Below are 1660 nucleotides of genomic sequence, written 5' to 3' on the forward strand. Positions count from 1 at the left end.
ATCCCGGATTTGCCTAAGATCTCAGCCTACCACCTTAAACTTGGACAACCAACGCCAAGCTGGCCTAGCCTTCTCCGTCCCTCCATCGCAATAACTGGAAGTACAGGAATATTAACCTGTTTTCCATCGACTACGCTTTTCAGCCTCGCCTTAGGGACCGACTAACCCTGCGTCGATTAACGTTGCGCAGGAAACCTTGGTCTTTCGGCGTGCGAGTTTTTCACTCGCATTGTCGTTACTCATGTCAGCATTCGCACTTCTGATACCTCCAGCAAGCTTCTCAACTCACCTTCACAGGCTTACAGAACGCTCCTCTACCGCGTCATCAAAGATGACACCCGTAGCTTCGGTGCATGGTTTGAGCCCCGTTACATCTTCCGCGCAGGCCGACTCGACTAGTGAGCTATTACGCTTTCTTTAAAGGGTGGCTGCTTCTAAGCCAACCTCCTAGCTGTCTAAGCCTTCCCACATCGTTTCCCACTTAACCATGACTTTGGGACCTTAGCTGACGGTCTGGGTTGTTTCCCTTTTCACGACGGACGTTAGCACCCGCCGTGTGTCTCCCATGCTCGGCACTTGTAGGTATTCGGAGTTTGCATCGGTTTGGTAAGTCGGGATGACCCCCTAGCCGAAACAGTGCTCTACCCCCTACAGTGATACATGAGGCGCTACCTAAATAGCTTTCGAGGAGAACCAGCTATCTCCGAGCTTGATTAGCCTTTCACTCCGATCCACAGGTCATCCGCTAACTTTTCAACGGTAGTCGGTTCGGTCCTCCAGTCAGTGTTACCTAACCTTCAACCTGCCCATGGATAGATCGCCCGGTTTCGGGTCTATACCCAGCGACTAAAGCGCCCTATTAAGACTCGCTTTCGCTACGCCTCCCCTATTCGGTTAAGCTCGCCACTGAATATAAGTCGCTGACCCATTATACAAAAGGTACGCAGTCACCTAACAAAGTAGGCTCCCACTGCTTGTACGCATACGGTTTCAGGTTCTATTTCACTCCCCTCTCCGGGGTTCTTTTCGCCTTTCCCTCACGGTACTGGTTCACTATCGGTCAGTCAGTAGTATTTAGCCTTGGAGGATGGTCCCCCCATGTTCAGACAAAGTTTCTCGTGCTCCGTCCTACTCGATTTCACTGGCAAGAGATTTTCGTGTACGGGGCTATCACCCACTATGGCCGCACTTTCCAGAGCGTTCCACTAATCTCAAACCAGCTTAAGGGCTGGTCCCCGTTCGCTCGCCACTACTAAGGGAATCTCGGTTGATTTCTTTTCCTCAGGGTACTTAGATGTTTCAGTTCCCCTGGTTCGCCTCTTGCACCTATGTATTCAGTACAAGATAACCAGCTTATGCTGGCTGGGTTCCCCCATTCAGAGATCTCTGGATCACAGTCTGTTTGCCGACTCCCCAAAGCTTATCGCAGGCTACCACGTCTTTCATCGCCTCTGACTGCCAAGGCATCCACCGTATGCGCTTCTTCACTTGACCATATAACCCCAAGCAATCTGGTTATACTGTGAAGACGACATTCGCCGAAAATTCGCATGTTGCTCATTGCTGAGCAGAACTCACAAATTTTACCTTAGCCTGAATAACCAGCAGTGAAACTGGCATTCAGTCTATCTATCACATATCCGAATTTTTAAAGAACGAT

The 1660-nt window shown here is 50.1% G+C and carries 1 rRNA gene; it reads right to left on the bottom strand.

Annotated elements, in window-relative coordinates:
* Positions 1-1494: ribosomal RNA gene (locus AC25MA_RS25765) — 23S ribosomal RNA — on the bottom strand; the annotation flags it as partial.
* Between the last annotated feature and the right edge of the window lie 166 nt (positions 1495-1660).

The organism is Pseudomonas sp. P65(2024) (assembly GCF_057480955.1).